The following is a 16,433-nucleotide window of genomic DNA, read 5'->3' as shown; positions in this document are numbered from 1 at the left end:
TAAGAATGTTGCCAGAAGTCGATTCAACCAACCACATCAAAAGCGATCGCCCTAAAGAGCGACGCTAAAGCGTATCCCCATTGCTGCAAGTTTGTTGGTATCAACTCCCCGTACTCCTGCTGGTAACTCTACTCCTTCGACATTTAAACCACCACGAGTAGCAGTATCTAAATCCGACAGTAATTTATCCGTAACGTCCAAAAATTCATCTTCTGTTGTACCAAATGCACGTTTATTGATACCTCTCGAACGTGCTATTTCTTTGAGCGCTTTGAGAGAAGTCCGTAATGGAGATGTACTGGCAAGAATTAACGCTTCAGTCATTCCAAATGGTTCACCAACTGTTAATTTAAATCCGTCTTCCTGGCTGGGAATTATGCGTTTTTCACCTGCACTTAATAATGCTGCATCGTCAGAAACACCCCAATCATTAGGAAATATTACCGCCATGTCACCAGCAGCATCAATGACTAAAATACTAATATAAAGCGGGACGGATTCAAGATTTTCAATTTGAAATGCAACTTGTGTACCGATGGGTAATTTAGGAATACCGTTTTCTGTAATTACTGTTGGTTTTACAGGTGCGGTTTGATTGGCTCCTTTTTTTAAACCCCTAACTGGAAAAGTCTCAGCGATAACTTTTTGGCTACCAGCTATATTCATAGAAGCGGTAACTTTGATTTTTGAAGTATTAGTATTACCCAGCATTTGTTTCACAATTCGCGCTGCTAAAAGTGATTTAAATTTAGGTGTTAAACGTTTTATTGCGGCTGTAACTGTTTCTCCCGAATCTCCAAAAGATTTAGGAACAATTTCGTCTAATGTTGCTAAAAATAATCCGTAACTACCTGCTGGTGGAAGATTCGAGATGCGACGTTTTTGAAAATCCCCATGTCTTGCACTCGTCATCGCACCGAAGATATATTGTACTTCTTGCAGTCTTAAAGGTAAAGCAGATACGCGGTTGATTGCTTGAAAAGCTTGTTTTGCTTCAGTAAGAGTGTTACCGTCGAGAGCATCATCAAGTCCGATATTTAACTTAAGATTTGCGGGAATACCTCGAATTCTTTCTTGTAAAAGCGTTCCTGGTTTTAATTGTGCGGCTTTAATTAATCTACCTTTACCAACCAAACCTTGACGAGATTCTAATTTTACAAGTCCTTTTCCTCCACCGTCAGCAACCGTAAAAACTGCATCTTTCTCAAAGGCTGCTAAAGATTCGGAATCTACACCACCTAACCATAAATCTACCTGATTACCATTAATTTTAGTAACTACCGCTTCGGCGTAATTTGTATTAAAAGGAGTAAAGTAAAGTGGTGGATTGGGTTGTTTAGTATTTAATTCTATTTCAGGAATTTGGTTGTAACCTTTTGTGTCAGAATATATATCAGTACTGCGACTAACATCAACTAATATTCTTTTAACAGATGCATTTTCTGGTTGTTGCCAAAGGTATTGAGTAAATAGATAAGTAAATGCACCTGCGGAGAAGTCATCAAAGGAAGCGTCAACCGCTAATTGTTCCCGTTTTGCAGAAGCAATAACAACTCCTTTGGCGATATTTTGACGGCGTAATCTGATAAACTCTTGAGGAGAAAGATTGAGTCGTTTTAACAAGGAGCGTTGATATTCAATTTCGTTGGGACTAATTTGTAATTTTTTGCTACTATTACGCGATCGCACTACAAAATTACCACGTTTTGCACCGCCAGAATGACAGCTATCTAGTACAACAGTGACATTATCCGTTTTCAGCGCATACATGAGTAAAAACAGCGTATGTCCCATGATATCTTGCACTACACCACCAGAGGAATTAGATTGAGAATCAATCGGAATCAGCGTACTATTGAGTCCGTCGGGGCTATCTTTATCTGGATCTTCAACTTGTCCACCGTGTCCCGAAAAGTGAAATACTACGGTATCCCCAGGTTTAGCTTGTTTAATTAAATGTTCTTCAAATGCAGTTAGAATACCTTGGCGAGTCGCTTGTGAGTCTGTGAGGGTAAGTATATCTTGGGGATTAAAACCAAAACGATAAGTTAATAATTGTTTTTGTAACAACACATCATTGACACAACCCCTCAAAGCTCCAATATCCGCAGAGTAATTATTAATTCCTACCAATAAAGCTAATTTACGTCCCTTATTTTGTGCGAGAGCTTTTGTGTATTTATTCCCCTGCTGGATAATATCTAGCTGACTGATACCAATTGCAGTTAATGCAGAACCAGTGAATTGTAAAAAATGACGACGTTTCATAGGATTTTTGATTATGGATTGTTGGAATGAACGATGTTTGATTATTTATATATCTGAGATTTGTAGGGGTATGCAGTTTTTCTCGTTATTCTCAAACCATCGGGGAATACAATTCCCCGCTTTTTTCGCGAAAGTCCTATAAACAGGAATAAAATGCAGCCCATCATAGTTAACGAGAAGGAATACCAGCAATAGAATGTTACATTTTGCTACGTATTACCGCTGATGTTTTTAAAGTTTTGACATACACAGTTTAAGTTTATGTAAAGTTGCATACCCTTACATCGGAATGATAAAAAGTATGTGCAAAAAAACTCTGCGTTCCTCTGCGCTTACCTCCGCGTCACTTTGCGTTAAAAATATATAATTACGATACAAACGGATTTGATATCAAGCAACTACATTTTTCTCCTACCGACTAGCAGCAAAAAAATAGATTTTTGCATACCCCGTAAAACCCTGAGAACTATATTAAATTGTAAATATCAAAATACAGTATAATCACGTATGAATAATCAAAATAAACCTCAAAAAGTAGGGCAAAGGCTTCCTATGTGGACTTCTCGCGCTGTAGCTTTATTTTTCACTTTATTCCTGTTGTCGGAATCAACAATCGTTAATGTCAAGGGTTATGGGTTGGAAATAGCACAGCAGACAGTACCAAGTCCGTCAGTTCCCTTGAGTAGAGATAAGCAGCAGCGGTATCAAGATGCATTTAAGTTAGTTGAAGAAGGAAAGGAGTTAAAGAAGAAAGGGACTAGAGAAGGATATCAAGAGGCAATTGAGAAATATCAACAAGCATTAAAAATTGTTCAGGAATTGGGATTACGAGCAGATCAAGCTCTAATAAATCAGTCTATTGGTTTTATTTACTTTACGCTTTCAGACAATTTTAATGCACTCAATTATTTAAGTAAATCGTTAGAAATTTGGGAAGAACTAAAGCAACCTATACGTCAAGGTGAATTACTCTCTATGATTGGGGATGTTTATGCCAGCACAGGTAATCCCAAAAAAGCAATTGAATATTTAAATCAAGCGCAGTCAATTTTCCTGTCGAATAGGAAGTTTGAGAATTTAGCTGCAACTTTTTACTCAACATCAGGTGCATATATAAGATTAGGAGATATGAAAAAAGCTATTGATTCTTTAAATGAAGCGCTAAAAATTTATCGTGATATATTGAAAGACCTGTCACAAGAAGCTAATACTCTTAATCACATTGCCTCAATGTATTCTCTTATAGGTGAAACGCAGCAAGCTTTAAAAGCTCATAATGAAGCTTTAGAAATTCAGCGTAAGAATAATGACTTATCTGCTCAAGCGATTACTATGAGTGAAATTGCCGGTGTTTATGCTAAATTAGGGAAACATCAAAAAGTTATTTATTCTATTAAGGAAATATCTAAATTACAACAAGAAGAAATTAAAATAGGGTTTACTGATCAGGGCATTATTTATCGAAATATTGCGAATAGTTACTTCTTACTTGAAAATTATCAAGATGCACTTAGTTTTTATACACAATCAAAAGACTCTTTTGATCAAGCAGGAAATTCTATTCTGAAATCACAAATAATAGGATTAATTGTCACCATTTATAAAAATTTCTTAGGTGATAATCAAAAATCACTTGAATATATTGGTCAAGTGATTAAATTTCAGAAGGAAAATGGATTTAAGGGAGACGAAGCTTCAAGCCTTAACCAACAAGCTGATATCTATGCTTTACAAGGAGACTATCAAAACGCATTAGATTCTTACAATAAAGCCTTGGAAATTGAGCTTTTGATAACAGATACGAGTTCGCAAGCTCGCACTCTTGGCAACATAGCAAGACTATATAGCTTACTAGGTGACTATAATTCCAGTATCAATGCTTATAATCAGTCACTTGAGATATACAAAAAATTACAACATATACCTAACCAAGCTGGAATTCTTCTTAATATTGGTAATCTTAACTTAGTATATGGTAATTATGAACAAGCTTTGAAAGCTTTTCAACAGGCACAATCATTACATCAAAAGGAGCAAGATTTTTTATCAGAAGTTCTTGCACTTTGGGGTATAGCAAAAACCTATCGTGACAAGAATGATTACTCTAATGCTTTTGAAGCAGCTAACCGTGCATTAGCACTATCGCAAAAGCATAACTATTCATTCCAAGAAATAGCTTCTGAGGGAATTATTAGTAGTATATATCTAGTAAAAGGTGATTATATAAATGCTTTAAATATATATGAAAAAAATTTAGTAAGCTTTCGTAAAATTGGCTCACTGAATAAAGAAGCTGAAACATTAAACTCAATCAGTATTCTTTATGAGTTTCAAAAACAATATCAACAAGCCATAAATACGCTCAATGAAGAATTAAAACTACGGCAGACTTTACAAGACAAAACAGGAGAAGCTCAAGTTAACTATCAAATAGCCATCAACCAACGCAAACTAGAAAACCTAGAAACCGCCTTAACCAACATCGACTCAGCAATAAAAATCGTCGAAAACATCCGCACTAACGTCCAAAATCCAGACTTACGTACATCCTACTTCGCCACAGTTCAAAACTACTACAAATTCAAAATCAACCTATTGATGGAACTCCACAAAAAAGACCCATCAAAAGGATACAATGCAATTGCAATTGAAACCAGCGAAGCATCCCGCGCTAGGGGACTGGTGGAACTTTTAACCGAAGCACGGGCAAATATCCGCAAAGGTGCAAATCCCGAACTTTTAGCTGAAGAAAAACGCTTACAAGATTTAATTAATGCCAAGGAAAAAATACGATTTGAAATTATTAATAGTGAGAAGATAAGAAACCCAGTTCTTAAAGCCAATGCTGACAAATTACAAACAGAAATCTCAGAACTTCTCAACCAACAAAAGCAATTAGAAACGAAAATTCGCCAAAGTAATCCCAAATACGCCAATCTCAAATATCCCCAACCCCTGAAGTTACCGCAAATTCAACAACAACTTGATAAAGATAGCCTACTTTTACAATACTCCTTGGGTGAGGAACGCAGTTTTTTATGGGTGGTATCTCCCACTTCCCTCGACACTTATGAATTACCCAAAAAATCAGAAATTGAAAAAGCCAGCATTAATTTATTTTGTTTAATTAGCCAAAACAGTTCTAAACCACCTTCAGCGACTGGTAAAGAAAATCCTTGCCAAGATACAAAAAATATCAAAACTCCACGCATTGATTTAGCAGCAGAGGAATTGAGCAAACTTGTTCTTACACCTGTGAAAGATAAGTTAGGCAAAAAGCGGTTGGTTGTTGTCGCTGATGGTGCTTTGCAATATATTCCCTTTGCAGCGTTGGCTGATTTAACTGCTCAATCGGCTAGTTCACGTAATTCGGGAAACCCCCAATTCGCCAGGGATTCAAAATCCCTGTCTAATAGCAAAAGTCCTCTAAAGAGGACTGAGAATTTATTATATCATCTACCAAATTCCCTATCTTCAGTCCGTTTCAACGGACTTGAGCTATTAGCCAGGGGTTTACAACCCCTGGTGGGTGGAGTGTTTACTCAACCCATCTCCAAACAAGAGAAAGACAAACTACCAACCGAGGGAGAAGTCACATCATCCGATAACAGAGGTGGTGGTTTAATTCCCGAAATAGATAATCTACCTCCGGCGATAAACTCGAATTACCAACCTCTATTTATTAATCATGAAATAGTTAATCTACCTTCCGCGTCAACTATTGCAATTCAACGTCAAGAATTACGCAAGAAGGCACCCAAGGCTTTAGCAATCCTCGCCGATCCAGTATACAACGCTGACGATGCCAAGATTCGTTTGCAAAATGCCCGTAACAAGGAAACAAAAACAAAACCAAAACCATCCGATTCTCTAGGTATAGAACTAGAACGTTCTGCCCTCAAACGTTCTGCTGATATTCTCAATCGTTCAGTTTGGAATCGACTTCCCGGTACACGTACAGAAGCTGAGACGATTTTAAAACTAGTACCTAAAGAAAACAGCTTGGAAGTTTTCGATTTTGATGCTAATTACAACTGGGCAACCAGTAGCGCTTTAAATCAATTCCGCATCTTACACTTTGCCACTCACGGTTTTGTTAACGATGCAAATCCAGAGTTATCGGGTATTGTCCTTTCTTTGGTGGATAAACAAGGTAAAGATATTCGCGGATATCTGCGTTTAGGAGACTTATTTAATCTCGATTATCCAGCTGATTTAATTGTATTAAGTGCTTGTGAAACCGGATTAGGTAAGGAAATTCAAGGTGAGGGATTAGTTGGCTTGACAAGAGGACTAATGTATGCAGGTGGCGAACGGTTGGTAGTGTCGCTGTGGCAAGTGAGCGATGAAGGTACGGCAGTATTTATGCAGGAATTTTACAAGGAAATGTTGCAGGAAGGTAAGTCAGCGAATGAGGCTTTGAGAGCGACACAGTTGAAGATGTGGAAAGATGATAAATGGCGTAATCCTAATTATTGGGCGGCTTTTGCGTTTTTGGGTGAGTGGCGGTAATTTTGATTTTATATATGTAGAGACGTAGCCGGGCGTTACGTCTCCATGTTTGGGAATAACGCAAAATCTTTGTACAATCGGCAAAATGTTTAATAATTTCAACCTCAACCCGACGCGGTATTACATTGCATCAATTACGATAAAAAATATTAGCTTTCTCCTGAAACCGGCGTTATGTTAAAAGAAAAACTGAAGAAACAAATAGATAACCTAAACGAAGAACAACTCAAAAAACTTGCTGCTTTTATCTCTTCTACTGAATTTCAATCCGAACAAATTGAATCATTAACTCCATCCCAGGATTCAACACCAGCAAAACGAGCAGCAGAATTTCGGGGATGGGTTTCACAACTACCATCAAGCGGTGTAAGTTTAGCTGATGAAGCCTTAAGCCGGGATAGTATTTACGAAGAATGACAAGATATTTGCTTGACACTAATGTTGTTTTGCGTTTTTGTAATCCTTGTGATGTGCAGCATAGCCTTGCCGTAGATGCAGTATCTTTGTTATTAGCACGGGGAGACGAATGTTTTCTTGCACCTTAACTAATTGTCGAATTTTGGGTTGTTGCGACTCGCCCAATTGACGTAAATGGTTTGGGATGGAATGTAGAACAAACACGTAACATAATAGATGAACTTTGCGATCGCGTAGTAGTTCCCCTAGAGCATCGCCATCAAACACGATAAAATAAAGTAAAATCTATTGAGGAATTAGCTTCACAATGGGTAATTTGCCAGAAATAGAAGCTGCGATTAAACAACTACCGGAAAATGATATCCGTCAATTGGCTACATGGTTGGAAGAATATTTAGAGCAAATGTGGGATAAGCAAATAGAAAATGACTTGACATCAGGAAAATTAGATCGGCTAATTGCTAAAGCCGAAGCTGATATTGCAGAAAACCGGGTGCGAGATATAGATGAAATCCTTAACAACTCCTGATTTTTGGGAAGCTTACGCTCAACTACCAGAAAAGATAAAAGAACAGGCAAAAAAAGCATATCAACTGTGGCAGGAAAATCAATCGCACCCATCTTTACATTTTAAGAAAGTTGGCAAAAATCTTTGGTCTGCACGTGTAACTGGTGGATATCGTGCTTTAGCTTTAAAAAAGGGAGATGATTATTACTGGTTTTGGATAGGTACTCATGATGAGTATGATGCATTATTAAATTAACACCAAAATCGCAAATAAAATCAACCCAAATTAAATTCATCTTCGTTAAGCGATTTTAATCATAGCCACCGGATAATCGGGATGTGCTGGATTAGGAATCAATCGCTGATTTTTACAATCTACTAATAAATCTAACTTCTCTAAAATCACTTGACCGATTAGCACTTCATTCCCTACTACTAGTGCTTCATCTAAGGTTTCGCGATTCTCCCAAGTTACAATCACAGGACCTGTAAATCCGATACTTTCTTCACTACCATTTGCATATTGAGCTATTCTTTGTCCCCGAATTCTCAAACCCAAATCTTCAACAACTTGTTGAGGAATAACTAAGTAGGTTGGTACGGAAAATCATCGTTGAGACAAGGCAGGGGGCAGGGGGCAGAAGGGAAAAGAGTTTGAAGCTGATTTACTTTTCTTTACATAGCATTACAACACATGGATTGCTTGATGGTAAGGATTTTGGGGAACGTACTCCTGGAGCGATCGCACTTGCACCAGATACCCCTCTTAATAAAGCCGATCAATTGAGCAATGTAAACGAAGGTTTACTCAAAACCACAGAAATTATCGGTTTAAAACTAAATGCCGACTTAATTGTACTCAGTGCTTGCGATACGGGTAGAGGACAAATTACCGGGGATGGGGTGATAGGCTTATCTCGCTCGCTGATAACTGCTGGTGCATCGAGTGTAATTGTTTCGCTATGGAAGATTCCCGATGAATCCACATCAAATTTAATGACTGAATTTTATCAGCAGTGGGAGAAAACAGGAGATAAAGCCAAAGCCTTGCGTAATGCTATGTTGATAACCATGAAAACCAATCCTGAGCCTATCCATTGGGCAGCGTTTACCTTGATTGGTGAAGCGGAGTAGTATTGTATAACACTGCTAATCAAACGCTAGCAATCTGTATCAAACCCTTCAAAATACGAAGAACATCATATAATTCATTGCCTGGGTTACGCATTAAAAATCCTTTTGATAAAGCGTAACGGGGTGTATTTGTTTTAACTAATTTAACGAAAATAAACTCGCTACCTGTACCAATCATACCAAAGCAGGGTTTGTCAGTTGTTGGACTACCTAACATATAAGTAAGAATTTGTGCTAATCCTTCTTCAATAGAAAATGAAGCTTTTTTAGACTCAATAATCATTATCCATAATTGTTTTTGCAAAACTAAAGTATCAATTCTACCTTTAATGATGACATCTTCATCTGGTACTGCAATATCTATAGATTCTTCTGATTTGACATAAAAAGGATTGAGATAAAAGTCGCCAATAAAAAGTATGGGATCGATAATTGCCATTCTCACAACATCTTCCAGTAAAGGAGGATAATTAAGCAAATTAAAATAACCCGCTTTGACTTTATCTAAAAGTTGTTTATCTAAATCTGTGATTTCTGGTAAATTTTCTTGCCATTCGCTGAAAAATTGGTCATCTAAAACTAACTCAATACCAAAATTATCAATCAAGTAGCGTAAATTGATATCTTTTGCTTGGATTGTTTGCACCATAATTACTTGGGAAGAAGCAATACTAATGTTGTATATGTTATTCTAGCAAACTTGAAATATGGCGTTGTGCATTTATAAGACTCACGCACGGGTAACGTAACCATAGTCATTGCGACGTAAGGAAGCAATCACAAACGTTGGAAAATCGTAACGAGTGCGTAAGTCCTGATTTATTCACCTAAAACTTCACATAAAACCCCGGCAAAAAAACTTTATAACTGGCTAATTAAACATGCACGAAAATGACCTCAAGCAAGCCAAAACCAAAACTATTATTTATGCTCCCGACAGTCAACTGCGCTACATACCCTTAGCGGCACTCTACGACGGAGAACAATGGTTAGTCCAACGTTTAAATATTAATAACATCACCGCTAAATCACTCACCGATTTTACCGCCAAACCCCAACCCCAACCAAAGGTTTTAGCTGGAGCGTTTGTTAATGGTAACTATAATATTCAAGTCATAGGAAAAAACTATCCCTTCAAAGGATTAACTTATGCAGGGAAAGAAGTAGAAAATCTGACACAATTACTTCCCAAAACTACCAAGTTAATTGACAAAGAATTTAGTAAAGACGATACCATTGTCAAAATGAACGAATATAATATCGTTCACCTCGCTACTCACGCTGCTTTTGTACCGGGAGACGCTTCGTTACCTGACTCTTAAACCGCTATAATTTATAATTACGAATAACAAATTACTTCTTCACAGCCCTAACAGCAGCCGATGCGTTAATCAATCCGCTACCGAAGAAAAGCTGTTTATCCGTTACCGTTGAAGGAATTGCACCTCCACTAACTAAAGTACGATATCTTTGTTGTTCTTCTTTAGTAATATTCAAATCTTCGTAACTAGCTGTTGATTTAAGAATATCAATTAACTCAACCCGGTTCAATTTTCCTTTATCTTCACCTTTCATCAAGGCTACCACTCCCGCAACTGCTGGAGAAGAAAAAGAAGTACCTTGCATCCACCAATATTGTCCCTTGAAATCGATTACATTTGACCAACGCGAGTTAGGGAAAGCTAAACCCTGCCAAAATGTATCCATCCAAGTTCCTCCAGTGGTGGGTATTCCTCCCAACCATCCTGCGGGTGTACTAAAATCTCCTCCGGGAGCAACCACGCCTAATCCTTTACCATAATTACTATAGGGTGCGCGATCGCCATTTAAATTACTCGCTCCAACTGACAATACTCCATCATATCCAGAAGGATAAGCGACTGAGGCATAATTTTGGTTTCCAGATGAAGCAACTACAACTAACTTGGGATTTTGCTGTAATATTTGACTGAATGCGAATTCTTCCACATCCGTTGGTACATAACCACCCAAACTCAAGTTAATTACATCAGCACCACGGTTTGCTGCATAACCCACAGCTTCAATGTATGAAGAGGTGAAAATACTTCCATTTAATCCAAATACCCGTACAGGTAAAATTTTCGCATTGGGTGCAACTCCCGATATCCCTTGAGAATTTTCGGGTTTTGCTGCAATCACCCCGCTAACTAAAGTACCGTGAAATTCGCCACCGACATTAGAGCGAATCATCCGACGCAAATATTCAGCCAATTCTTTTTCAGAGAGTGGGGAAGTTATGCGTGCTTGTATTCTCGGTGTTAAATATCGCTCGATTAATTCTCGATCAGATAATTTAAATGTATCGTGTAATTTTCTTCTCAAAATATTGAGTTCTAAAGGACTCATACGGGTATCGGAATCACCAATTTCACAAGGCTGATTACTGTTACTTGGTTCCGAAAAGTCCCATCCATACTCTTCTCCAGGACATTTATCTGCTGCGGATACTTTGTATAAACTATTTTGTAAATCGGGATGATTCCATTGAATCAGACTATCGATTACTGCTACAACTACACCTTTTCCACCATTACTATTTTGCCAAGCTTCGGTAACTCGCAAATCGGTACGAGATGATGTTGATTTTGATTGTTTATTCTTTGCTGTTTGTTGCTGAAGACAGTTTTGTAGAGAATCAAAACTATCGATTTCCTGTTGGATACATTGTTTGAGGGGTACACTATTCAAATGCCACTGTAAACCTAAATAATTTGTTGTTGAATTATTAGCATTTGGGGCAATAGTTTGATGATGATTTGTATCTTGTTTATCGATTGACTCGATATTCAAAGACTTTTTATTATCTCCCATATCAATCGAATTAGCTACCGATTGTAGGAAATTTGGTGCAGCAGAATTAACACCTTTAACTTGATTTAGCTTATTAGCAACATTCAATACAGCCGTACCAGAAGCATCAGTTGATTTGACAATATAAATATTGGGAAAAAATCGCAAAGAACGAACAACTTCTAAATTATTTTGTTTGAGAATAGATACTTTCTCATTCTCCTTCATATCTGGTTGAAAATTAACAATAATTTCGTTGGATAAAATAATCGTATCTTGCTGATTTGCGCGACTTAATACAGGTAAAGAAGTTTTCACATAACTTTGATTTTGGATTTTATTTCTAATGGCATCAGTATTACCATTACTACTAGCTAAAGTCACAACAGCATAATTTTCCCCTAAAGGTTTAACTTGTACCTGGGAATTACCACCACGGGTTCGAGTACCTGTTTGTAAATCTTGCTCTAACTGTAAATAAAGAGGATTAACACTACGAGAGCGAGTTTTAGGCAAAGCTTTGAATTCAACAGCAACAGCATCTTTTTGTTCAGTTAAAGGAACACGCTGTCCTTTATAAATGTAGAATAATTCATTATTGTTTGATTCTGTAATTTGAGCCGAAACAGTTGAATTAAATTTAATATTTGCTGTAAATGGCAAAATATTTGTGAAAGCTAAAATACTACTAGCGAGAAGAATACCTGATACAGTGCGTTTGTGATTCATAATTTAGGTTTGCAGTTGAATTATAGGATATTGATAGCGAATGTTAAAGTATGCTTCTTTACCCGCTTCAAGTATGTATATATCTGGATGGTGTGGGGGTATGCAGTTTTTACGAAATCAATCAATTAACCCCACTTCCCTAGCACGGATTTGAGTAACAATTCGTAAATTTTTACCTTGATTTTTCAACTGATCGCAATCAATACTTAAAGCATCTTGCAATCCATCCCAGTAATGCCTTACCATACGTTCCGATACACAAATATGTTGGGCGATCGCCTTATCTTGAAATCCTTCTTTAAAAGCTAAATCTAACAATCTTAACCACTCTGGCTTAACTTGTGAGGCTCCATTCATGTGTGGGATATCTTTTGTATGAGTTAATCCCTGTAATGCCCATTCAATTGTTTGTAAAAATTCAACAGTGGAAATACTTTTATCAGCAACAGTAAAGCCTCCAGAGTGAAGATCAATTTCAGATTTGATTCGGACTAATGTTTTAATACAGGTACTTTGAACGACAATATTTAACTGTGGATAATTATGGATGATTGTTTTTAAAAGCTGTATTCCTGTATTAATTAATGGTATTTCTTGAGGTTTTTCTGCAATAGAGATATCCATCACAATTAAATCGGGTTTATATATTGACATTTGATTGAGAAAATCTCTCGCATTTGTAGCCGTAATAATTTCAGCATTTGGATACTTTGAACGTAATACCTTAATTGTTCCATCTATACATAACTCTTGACTATCAACTACAAAGAATTGAAGTGATGGTTTATTTAGTAATTGATTCATAATTTCTTTCCTCTAAAATATTTGGATGGTTAAAAAAGGCAGAATATAGCTGCATTATGCCAATTGATGCACCTTGATGACGATTCGGTTATTTATGCTCATCAATTGATGAACTATATATGTATATCTCTGGGTGTTGTAGGGGTTATGCAAAAACTAAAATAATCATCTTGCAACGGGTGTATGACGTTTCGATCTTTACTGTGCGTAGAAGCCCCGTCTTTTTACGTGATTAGAAAACGCTATATTTGAATCAATCAAGGTTAAGAAAGTCTCTGGGAGTAATAATCTGGTTTTGATATTCGGCTAAAGTCTTGAGTGATAAAAGGTCTCGATCCCCTGTGATTAAAAACTCAGCATTGGCATCTTTAATAAGTTCTAAAAATTTGTTGTCATTTGGCTCTCTACAGATATTTACTTGAGATTTTATTTCGATAAATTGACTGTATTTTTTAACTACGTTCAAAAAATCTTGTCGGTCTGTATCTGAGATATATTTATCAAACTTAGGTTTATAGATTCGGATGTTTAATTCTTGGAAAGTCTCCTCGCTTTGAGCGATTTTGAATACTTTATAGGCTTTATCTAAAGCTTGACGGGCTGTTCCGTTAGGACTGAGGACAGCACTAAGTAAAACATTTGTGTCAATGACAATTAGTTTATGATTCATCGGCGAGCAATTCTTCTAGAGTTTCTTCAGTTAGTCCTTTGATTTGAGCATTTCTACCGATTCTGTCAAAAACACTAAGTAAATCTTCATCTTGATTTATTGCAGAAGTTTTCTTGATTTCTTGAATGAGTTTTTCTTGTTCCTGTGCTGGAAGTTGTAGAACAAGATTAAGAATTTGCTCGAAGCTTAGGGGGAGTTGATAGATTTTTTGAGTCATGGTGGTTTATAAGTTTTAGGTTATGGGGAATTGCTGCATATCGATTTTATATCTAGATTCTGCTACAGCGATATAACAGTTTCCGCAACTTCCTCAGCGCCATTCCGAGAACGAATATGTAAAGTAATTTCCGTATCAAGTTGCTTAAGAAAAATCAACAACTTACCTTCACTAAAACGTTGAAATTCTCCTTTCATCAAATGGGATACTTCAGGTTGGGGAATTCCTAAAAGCTCGCTAATCTCCCGCTGTTTTAAATTGCGTTGTTTCAACAGACGGAGTACGTGAATTCCGATTTTTCCACGGGTAAATAGTTCCTCCGCATTCTCTAAACCGAGGTCAGCGAATACATTACCACTGCTTTCTTCAAATATCATTTTATATGAGATGTCCTATATTAAAATATGTTCGTAGTTGCGATGACCGCGCTTCCGGCTAAGAGGTGCTGTAAGCGAAGCTTTCTCGCAGAGTGGCACAACTACGAACCTTAGAGAATGTTTTAAAAGTCGGATTTAATACCTTGCCTGGCGATTAAAATCACGCGCCAGTTGCTTCAAGTCGGGGAACCCGCCCAACGCACTGGCTTGGCTACACAAGCAAAACCCGCCTGCGCGGGTTAAAAATAACTAGTCCACGGAGGTGGACTTTGCCTGTGTAGTAGCGGTTTTAACCGCCAGATACTTTTAAAACATCCTCTTATATTACTCCGCTTCCCCAATCAAAGTAAAAGCTGCCCAATCAACAGGATTTGGATGCTGTTTCATCGTCGTCAATATCGTCTGTCGCAACGCCTGCGCCTTATCAGGGCTTTTTTGAATATTTTGATAAAATTCCGTCATCAACTCGGCTGTTGGCGCATCTGGAACCGACCATAACGACACTAAGACACTGGGTACACCCGCACTAATCCAAAAACGCGATAAACCGATAAACTTGGAACAAAAGAGGTAGATAAAATCACCAATAAACTAACAAAAACACTCCGCCCAACCTTGTAATAAGACATTTATATAAATCCCCACATCACAACAAACCAATCAACGTAAAACCAGCCCAATCCCTCGGATTAGGATACTTTTTCATCGTCTCCAGCATCGCTTGACGCAACGCACCTGCTTTACCAGTGTTTTTACTTAAGTTACCATGAAAATGCGTCATCAGTATGGCTGTAGACTCATCGGGAACACTCCACAGCGAACCAATAACGCTATCCGCACCAGCAGCAAAGAAAGCACGGGATAACCCGATCACACCATCACCTGTGATTCTTCCCAATGCTGTATCGCAACCTGACAAAACAACTAAATCGGCTTTGAGGTTTAAATCCTGGATTTCTGATGTTCTCAACCAACCGTCATCTTGACTGGAATCAGCAAGCGCAATTACACCGGGGGAGTTATCCGTTTTACAGTCTTCGGGATAAGCCATTGCTGCTAAATGAATAATTCTCGCTTGTGACATTTTGTTCACAATTACGGTTTCTGTCGCAGCATCACCCGTTAATGGTTGAGTTTTAAATATCTGTGCAATGTTTTTTGCTTCTTTTTCTGCACCCGGTAACGATGGTGGTTTACAAAAATCTCCTTTTGTCAGAGAAACTTTTGGGGCAGTTGGATTTCCGACTATTAATAATTCATCACCCTTTATGTTCCCAGGGACAAATGATTGTTCACCTTGACGCTTAATTTTTCGCTGGTAAAGTAAATCTAATGCTTGAACTGATGGAGCGGTGGAAATTGTGTGTTTCTCGATCAGATATTTACCGTTGTTATCTTGTAATGCTGCAAAGGGAATGAGGAATAATTCATTTTGAGGGATAAAAATAACTCTTTCTTCTGCTTGTTTGGGTAATAAATCGGCTATGGGTTGAATTAATACTTGATGGAGTTGTTTCCAGCTTTTTGGAGAAGGTTTTTCTCTAGATTCTCCCGATACGGTTATAATACCTTTGTTATAATTGCTTCCGACACCGATTTGATTGCGAATTTTTGCAATTAATTCTGCCAGCGAAGTCTTCTCTTTTTGTTGCCAAGCTTTTAAATCAACGCGACGCATGGTAATTTCACCTGTAGGTTTAATCACCCAAATTGCTAATTCTGATTCTTGTGTTTCTTCATTCAAGAGCGAATATTGAACTAATGTAGCATTTTGATTTTTTGCAACTTGTTTAATTTGCTCAGTTGATATTGAGTTAGTTGTAGTTTGCGTTAGAAGAAAATTATTTTTTAGACTAGTTGGTGATTTTTCTAAAGCTATTGCGGTATTCAAAGGTAATCCGGAAGAAGCGAATATAGCGATAAACGATAGCGCTATTTTAGGAAATAATTGTGAAGTCATTTTTTTAATTTTGCTTTTGTTTTAAA

The 16,433-nt window shown here is 37.4% G+C and carries 16 protein-coding genes and 1 pseudogene; 7 read left to right on the top strand and 10 right to left on the bottom strand.

Going from position 1 to position 16,433, the window contains the following annotated elements; translation table 11 throughout:
* Positions 1-51 precede the first annotated feature (51 nt).
* The gene (locus ACM03V_RS14730; protein ID WP_414621541.1) at positions 52-2,268 is read right to left on the bottom strand and encodes a caspase family protein; all 2,217 of its coding nucleotides are present in this window, start codon (positions 2,266-2,268) and stop codon (positions 52-54) included.
* A 507-nt stretch (positions 2,269-2,775) separates the two neighbouring features.
* On the opposite strand from ACM03V_RS14730, the gene ACM03V_RS14725 reads away from it, so the two are divergent.
* From ACM03V_RS14725 to ACM03V_RS14705, 5 genes are all read left to right on the top strand, one after another.
* Positions 2,776-6,780 (top strand): CHAT domain-containing protein, encoded by a 4,005-nt coding sequence (locus ACM03V_RS14725; protein ID WP_414621540.1) that lies wholly within the window; start codon positions 2,776-2,778, stop codon positions 6,778-6,780.
* Between the two features lie 174 nt (positions 6,781-6,954).
* Complete coding sequence (locus ACM03V_RS14720) at positions 6,955-7,197, top strand: hypothetical protein (RefSeq protein WP_414621539.1); 243 nt, start codon at positions 6,955-6,957, stop codon at positions 7,195-7,197.
* Positions 7,194-7,325 (top strand): hypothetical protein, encoded by a 132-nt coding sequence (locus ACM03V_RS14715; RefSeq protein ID WP_414621538.1) that lies wholly within the window; start codon positions 7,194-7,196, stop codon positions 7,323-7,325. Before ACM03V_RS14720 ends, ACM03V_RS14715 begins: the two co-directional genes overlap by 4 nt.
* A 179-nt stretch (positions 7,326-7,504) precedes the next feature.
* A complete protein-coding gene (locus tag ACM03V_RS14710; protein WP_414621537.1) occupies positions 7,505-7,726 on the top strand; it encodes a hypothetical protein in 222 nt (73 codons plus the stop codon).
* Positions 7,704-7,961 (top strand): type II toxin-antitoxin system RelE family toxin, encoded by a 258-nt coding sequence (locus ACM03V_RS14705; RefSeq protein WP_414621536.1) that lies wholly within the window; start codon positions 7,704-7,706, stop codon positions 7,959-7,961. The genes ACM03V_RS14710 and ACM03V_RS14705 overlap by 23 nt, the downstream gene beginning before the upstream one ends.
* Positions 7,962-8,006: 45 nt before the next feature.
* Here the strand turns inward: ACM03V_RS14705 and ACM03V_RS14700 are convergent, their stop codons facing one another.
* Complete coding sequence (locus ACM03V_RS14700; protein WP_414621535.1) at positions 8,007-8,264, bottom strand: hypothetical protein; 258 nt, start codon at positions 8,262-8,264, stop codon at positions 8,007-8,009.
* A 95-nt stretch (positions 8,265-8,359) separates the two neighbouring features.
* Between ACM03V_RS14700 and ACM03V_RS14695 the strand changes: the two genes are divergently transcribed.
* Positions 8,360-8,839: a CHAT domain-containing protein gene (locus ACM03V_RS14695; protein WP_414621534.1), complete on the top strand. Its 480-nt coding sequence runs from the start codon at positions 8,360-8,362 to the stop codon at positions 8,837-8,839.
* A gap of 19 nt (positions 8,840-8,858) precedes the next feature.
* Here ACM03V_RS14695 and ACM03V_RS14690 read toward each other — a convergent pair whose 3' ends face one another.
* The gene (locus ACM03V_RS14690) at positions 8,859-9,488 is read right to left on the bottom strand and encodes a restriction endonuclease subunit R (protein WP_414621533.1); all 630 of its coding nucleotides are present in this window, start codon (positions 9,486-9,488) and stop codon (positions 8,859-8,861) included.
* Between the two features lie 232 nt (positions 9,489-9,720).
* On the opposite strand from ACM03V_RS14690, the gene ACM03V_RS14685 reads away from it, so the two are divergent.
* Complete coding sequence (locus ACM03V_RS14685; protein WP_414621532.1) at positions 9,721-10,161, top strand: CHAT domain-containing protein; 441 nt, start codon at positions 9,721-9,723, stop codon at positions 10,159-10,161.
* A 31-nt stretch (positions 10,162-10,192) separates the two neighbouring features.
* Here ACM03V_RS14685 and ACM03V_RS14680 read toward each other — a convergent pair whose 3' ends face one another.
* The 7 genes and pseudogenes from ACM03V_RS14680 to ACM03V_RS14650 form a co-directional block, all read right to left on the bottom strand.
* Complete coding sequence (locus ACM03V_RS14680) at positions 10,193-12,379, bottom strand: S8 family peptidase (RefSeq protein WP_414621531.1); 2,187 nt, start codon at positions 12,377-12,379, stop codon at positions 10,193-10,195.
* 117 nt (positions 12,380-12,496) lie between these two features.
* Entirely contained in the window at positions 12,497-13,183 is a 687-nt protein-coding gene (locus ACM03V_RS14675; protein WP_414621530.1) for a DNA-binding response regulator, read from the bottom strand.
* Between the two features lie 253 nt (positions 13,184-13,436).
* Positions 13,437-13,853, bottom strand: coding sequence for a putative toxin-antitoxin system toxin component, PIN family (locus tag ACM03V_RS14670; protein WP_414621529.1), 417 nt, complete (start codon positions 13,851-13,853; stop codon positions 13,437-13,439).
* Entirely contained in the window at positions 13,843-14,070 is a 228-nt protein-coding gene (locus tag ACM03V_RS14665) for a hypothetical protein (RefSeq protein ID WP_414621528.1), read from the bottom strand. Before ACM03V_RS14665 ends, ACM03V_RS14670 begins: the two co-directional genes overlap by 11 nt.
* A gap of 62 nt (positions 14,071-14,132) precedes the next feature.
* A complete protein-coding gene (locus tag ACM03V_RS14660; protein ID WP_414621527.1) occupies positions 14,133-14,447 on the bottom strand; it encodes a helix-turn-helix domain-containing protein in 315 nt (104 codons plus the stop codon).
* A 324-nt stretch (positions 14,448-14,771) separates the two neighbouring features.
* Positions 14,772-14,999, bottom strand: a pseudogene (locus ACM03V_RS14655) (CHAT domain-containing protein); the annotation flags it as partial.
* 94 nt (positions 15,000-15,093) lie between these two features.
* Complete coding sequence (locus ACM03V_RS14650; RefSeq protein ID WP_414621526.1) at positions 15,094-16,407, bottom strand: CHAT domain-containing protein; 1,314 nt, start codon at positions 16,405-16,407, stop codon at positions 15,094-15,096.
* Positions 16,408-16,433: the final 26 nt, after the last annotated feature.

The sequence above is a fragment of the Calothrix sp. CCY 0018 genome (assembly GCF_963920925.1).
Classification (GTDB): Bacteria; Cyanobacteriota; Cyanobacteriia; order Cyanobacteriales; family Nostocaceae; genus Rivularia.
The sequence above is the reverse complement of the archived record's forward strand: the minus strand, read 5'-3'. Positions and strand labels throughout refer to the sequence as shown.

Excerpts from the sequence above, each read along its gene's own strand:
- ACM03V_RS14730 (WP_414621541.1), bottom strand. The coding sequence starts at position 2,268 with ATGAAACGTCGTCATTTTTTACAATTCACTGGTTCTGCATTAACTGCA.
- ACM03V_RS14725 (WP_414621540.1), top strand. The coding sequence starts at position 2,776 with ATGAATAATCAAAATAAACCTCAAAAAGTAGGGCAAAGGCTTCCTATG.
- ACM03V_RS14720 (WP_414621539.1), top strand. The coding sequence starts at position 6,955 with ATGTTAAAAGAAAAACTGAAGAAACAAATAGATAACCTAAACGAAGAA.
- ACM03V_RS14715 (WP_414621538.1), top strand. The coding sequence starts at position 7,194 with ATGACAAGATATTTGCTTGACACTAATGTTGTTTTGCGTTTTTGTAAT.
- ACM03V_RS14710 (WP_414621537.1), top strand. The coding sequence starts at position 7,505 with ATGGGTAATTTGCCAGAAATAGAAGCTGCGATTAAACAACTACCGGAA.
- ACM03V_RS14705 (WP_414621536.1), top strand. The coding sequence starts at position 7,704 with ATGAAATCCTTAACAACTCCTGATTTTTGGGAAGCTTACGCTCAACTA.
- ACM03V_RS14690 (WP_414621533.1), bottom strand. The coding sequence starts at position 9,488 with ATGGTGCAAACAATCCAAGCAAAAGATATCAATTTACGCTACTTGATT.
- ACM03V_RS14685 (WP_414621532.1), top strand. The coding sequence starts at position 9,721 with ATGCACGAAAATGACCTCAAGCAAGCCAAAACCAAAACTATTATTTAT.
- ACM03V_RS14680 (WP_414621531.1), bottom strand. The coding sequence starts at position 12,379 with ATGAATCACAAACGCACTGTATCAGGTATTCTTCTCGCTAGTAGTATT.
- ACM03V_RS14675 (WP_414621530.1), bottom strand. The coding sequence starts at position 13,183 with ATGAATCAATTACTAAATAAACCATCACTTCAATTCTTTGTAGTTGAT.
- ACM03V_RS14670 (WP_414621529.1), bottom strand. The coding sequence starts at position 13,853 with ATGAATCATAAACTAATTGTCATTGACACAAATGTTTTACTTAGTGCT.
- ACM03V_RS14665 (WP_414621528.1), bottom strand. The coding sequence starts at position 14,070 with ATGACTCAAAAAATCTATCAACTCCCCCTAAGCTTCGAGCAAATTCTT.
- ACM03V_RS14660 (WP_414621527.1), bottom strand. The coding sequence starts at position 14,447 with ATGATATTTGAAGAAAGCAGTGGTAATGTATTCGCTGACCTCGGTTTA.
- ACM03V_RS14650 (WP_414621526.1), bottom strand. The coding sequence starts at position 16,407 with ATGACTTCACAATTATTTCCTAAAATAGCGCTATCGTTTATCGCTATA.